Source organism: Paenibacillus agaridevorans, from assembly GCF_003112455.1.
Taxonomy (GTDB): Bacteria; Bacillota; Bacilli; order Paenibacillales; family Paenibacillaceae; genus Pristimantibacillus; species Pristimantibacillus agaridevorans.
Genome location: NZ_BDQX01000325.1, coordinates 23,759 through 27,994, shown reverse-complemented (window position 1 = coordinate 27,994; position 4,236 = coordinate 23,759). Strand labels below are relative to the sequence as shown.

The window sequence follows — 4,236 nt, the reverse complement described above, 5'->3', positions numbered from 1 at the left end:
CGCGGGCTGCCGTCAACAACAATCACGCCGGCTACTCCGGCACGGGCTTCGTGGACAAAATCGAGAATGACGGCGCGTCCGTTACGTTCTATGCCGACGTCAAAGCGACAGGCGACTACGCGATCGATCTCCGTTACGCCAACGGCAACGGTTCGGCGAAGTCGCTGAGCATCTTCGTCAACGGCAAGCGCGTGAAGGGGACGAGCCTCGCGAACCTGGCGAGCTGGAGCACTTGGGGGACGGCGACGGAAACCGTTCCGCTGGCGGCGGGACGCAACGCCATTACGTACCGCTATTATGCGGATGCAGGAGACACCGGATACGTCAATCTGGACTATATCTCGGTGCCGTTCAACCCGTCCGTCGGCAAGTACGAAGCGGAGGGAGCCGCCCTGTCCGGGGGAGCGGCGACCAACAAAAACCATGGGTTCCACAGCGGCACGTCTTTCGTGGATAGTATGACGACAGTGGGGGCGACGGCAACGTTTAAAGTTAATGTCCCATCCGCCGGCAGCTACCAAGTGGCGCTCCGTTATGCGAACGGCACGGGCAGCACGAAGACGCTCAGCACTTACGTCAACGGCGTCGACGTAGCGCAGGCCAGTCTGCCAAGCCCGGGCGTGAGTTGGAGCGCATGGCAGGATGTTTCGCAGTCGCTGACCTTGAACGCGGGAGAGAATACGATCGCCTTCAAGTATGACGCGGCGGACAGCGGCAACGTCAATCTCGATCGGATTCTGGTATCCCCGAGCTCGCCGGGAACGCCGCAGTCGGAGCTGAATCTGCTCGATAACGGCAGCTTCGAAAGGGTTGGGTATAGCTCGGCCTGGACAGAATGGCATCCGAGCGGACAGGCGCTGGCCTTCGGCGTCGACAGCGGATCGGGCACGCATCCTCCGACATCGGCTTGGCACAGGGACGCGAGGGCGTACTTCTACTCCGCAAGCGCGTACCAGCAGAGCGTTCACCAAGTGGTGAACGTGCCGGTAAACAACGCGAACTACAAGCTGGAGGCTTGGGTACGCATGCAATACGCGACCCCGACGACGGCGAGAGCGGAGATTACAAGCCATGGCGGATCGGCGATCTACGTTAACATTCCGAATACGGGCGAGTGGGAATATATCAGCATCGATAATATCCCCGTTACGAGCGGCGTGGTGGACGTCGGCTTCTATATCAACTCGCCGGGAGGCACGGTGCTCCATGTGGACGACGTGCGGTTGACGAAACAATAGAAGGAGAGACGGGTCATTTCACCGAAATCGAGGCAATTCCGTTAAAGCCAGCGCCTGCCGGGCGCTGGCTTTTTGGCGCGCGAGGAGCGGCTGTGGCGAGGGTTGACCAGGGGCATTTGATTCGGTCGGGACAGTTGGGGCGCCTGGACGATTGGTTCGTGGGAGTTTGAGTTTGGGGCGTCAGTGCGGCTAGCGCTGCGGAAATCGTATTCTGATGCCGCTGAGAAGAGCTGCTTGGTTCAGCTAACCCGGCGCTCTGCAAAACTAGCTTTTCCATCCCGGAGCCAACAATGGTAGAATGGAAAGCAGTACCAATCCCATAGCGATGAGAGAGGAGCAACAATATATGAGCAAGAAACCGGTCAAATGGGGCATTTTAGGCTGCGGCGGCATCTCGTCGAAGTTTGCGAACGACTTAAAGCTGGCGGAGGGAGCCGAGCTGACGGCGGTAGCCGCGAGGTCGCTTGAAAAGGCGCAAGCGTTTGCCGAGAAACATGGCTTCGAGCGCGCCTACGGCAGCTATGAGGAGTTTTTTAACGACGCGGACGTCGAGATTGTTTACGTCGGCACGATTCACCCGCTGCACAAGGAGCAGGTGCTTGCATGCCTGGAGGCAGGCAAAGCGGTGCTGTGCGAAAAGCCGTTCACGATGAATGCCGCGGAAGCGGAAGAAATCGTACGCGCGGGACGCGACAAAGGTCTGTTCGTCATGGAAGCGATGTGGACGCGCTTCCTGCCTCCGATCGTGCAAGTGCGCGAGTGGCTGCAGCAAGGGCTGATCGGCGAGGTCCAGCTGCTGAAAGCAGACTTCGGCTTCGACGCGGGGTGGAATCCGGGGGGCAGGCTGCTGAACAAGGAGATCGGCGGCGGCGCGCTGCTGGATGCAGGCATCTATCCCGTTTCCTTTGCCTCTTTTGTATTCGGCGAGCAGCCGAGCGCGATCCATAGCAGCGCGGTGATCGGCGAGACGGGCGTAGACGAGAAGTTTTCGGCGTTGTTCGAATACGAAGGAGGCCGTACGGCCGTACTGAACGGCGCGGTACGTCTGCAACTGACGAACGAAGCGTGCCTCTACGGAACGAAGGGTTACATCCACATCCCAAGCTTTCTCTTCGGCAAGTCGGCAAGCCTTCACGTCCGCGGAGAGGAACCCGTGCATTTCCAGGATGATCGCACGTACAGCGGCTACAAGCATGAAGCCGAAGCCGCCATGGAAGCTTTGCGCTCCGGCAGGACGGAGAGCGAAGTCATGCCGCTTGACGAGACGATCTCCATCATGGGCACGATGGACCGGATGCGCAAGCAATGGGGACTCACGTACCCTGCGGATAACCAGTAACTTTTAACAGAAAAACAAACCATGCTTGCGCCTCTTTATGCCGGGGGCCTCAAGCCGCGTTTCAAGCGGGGACAACTTGCCGCCTGAGACGCGGCTTTTTTGTTGTTGCCAGGGGCAGAGCGGTCGGCAAAGATTATAGCGGAGAAATCCGCTATAATGTGCCGAAGTCGGCGGTTAGCGGGAATTATAGCGGAGAAATCCGCTATAAAGTTGCGAAGTTGGTGGTCGACGGGAAATATAGCGGAGAAATCCGCTATAAAGTTGCGAAGTGGGAGGTCGGCGGGAAATATGGCGGAGAAATCCGCTATAATGTGCCGAAGTCGGCGGTTAGCGGGAATTATAGCGGAGAAATCCGCTATAATGTGCCGAAGTCGGCGGTTGGCGGGAATTATGGCGGAGAAATCCGCAATAATGCTGCGAAGTGGGAGGTCGGCGGGAAATATGGCGGAGAAATCTACTATAATGCTGGGAAGTTGGTGGCCGGCGGTTGCACCCGTCCGCGTCCTATTGTACTCGCTTTTTCATACACATCTGCTCGCCCCCACCCGTCCGCGTCCTATTGTACTCGCTTTTTCATACACATCTGCCCGCCCCCACCCGTCCGCGTCCTATTGTACTCGCTTTTTCATACACATTAGCTCGCCCCCGCCCATCCACGCCCTATTGTACTCGCTTTTTCATACACATCTGCTCGCCCCCACACGTTCACGCCCCATTGTACTCGCTTTTTCATACACATCTGCTCGCCCGAGCCCGTTCACGCCCCATTGTACTCGCTTTTTCATACACATCTGCTCGCCCGCGCCCGTTCACGCCCCATTGTACTCGCTTTTTCATGCACATCTGCTCGTCCCCGCCCATCCACGCCCCATTGTACTCGCTTTTTCATACACATCTGCATCTGCCGGCGGGAATTATAGCGGATAAATCCGCTATAACGCTGTAAGTTCGGCGGTTGGCCGGAATTATAGCGGAGAAATCCGCTATAATGTGCCGAAGTCAGTGGTTGGCCGGAATTATAGCGGAGAAATCCGCTATAAAGTGCCGAAGTCAGTGGTTGGCCGGAATTATAGCGGAAAAGTCCGCTATAATGCTTCGAAGCCGGCGCATGGCGCTGCATATGGCGGAGTCACATCAGGCGGCGGACTACCGCAGCGGCGAGCAGTATCTTATGTTCCGATAATCGGAGAAAAACGCACCTTTTTACTGGAAAATTCTGCATGCGCACCAAAGCGATGAATAAAAAGCACCAAAAGAAGTAGTTAGTCAATCGGAGGGCCCCAGCCTGCAGCCCTATAATGAAAGCGTACTCACACATCGATGGAGGGGATCAAGAGATGAAACTGAACATCAAGTCGGCTGCCAAGCCGATGGCGGCAGGGCTCGCGGCAATGATGGTGCTGACCGCATGCAGCGGCGGCAATAACGGAAACAACGGTGGAAACGGGGCGGCGACAAGTCAGCCGAGCAAACCGGCGGCGGAAGAAACGGCGAAACCAACGGAAAAGCCGGCGGATCCCGTCACAATCGAATTCTGGCACGCGTTCGGCGAGGGCGAAGAGAAAGTGCTGCTCGACGAAGTGATGCCGAAGTTTAACGAGAAGTTCCCGCATATTACCGTAAAGTCGACGCGCATGCCTACGGAGAACCTGGATCAGC

The 4,236-nt window shown here is 57.3% G+C and carries 2 protein-coding genes and 1 pseudogene; all 3 read left to right on the top strand.

Annotation, left to right across the window (positions count from 1 at the left end; genetic code table 11):
• Positions 1-1,238 (top strand): CBM35 domain-containing protein (locus tag PAT3040_RS38145; RefSeq protein WP_219930319.1); only part of this gene is annotated, 1,238 nt, incomplete at its 5' end.
• A gap of 346 nt (positions 1,239-1,584) precedes the next feature.
• Positions 1,585-2,577, top strand: a complete 993-nt coding sequence (locus PAT3040_RS25910; protein WP_108994956.1) for a Gfo/Idh/MocA family protein — start codon at positions 1,585-1,587, stop codon at positions 2,575-2,577.
• A 1,337-nt stretch (positions 2,578-3,914) separates the two neighbouring features.
• A pseudogene (locus PAT3040_RS25895) lies at positions 3,915-4,236 on the top strand (extracellular solute-binding protein); the annotation flags it as partial.

Coding starts and splice junctions, on each gene's coding strand:
- PAT3040_RS25910 (WP_108994956.1), top strand. CDS start 1,585: ATGAGCAAGAAACCGGTCAAATGGGGCATTTTAGGCTGCGGCGGCATC.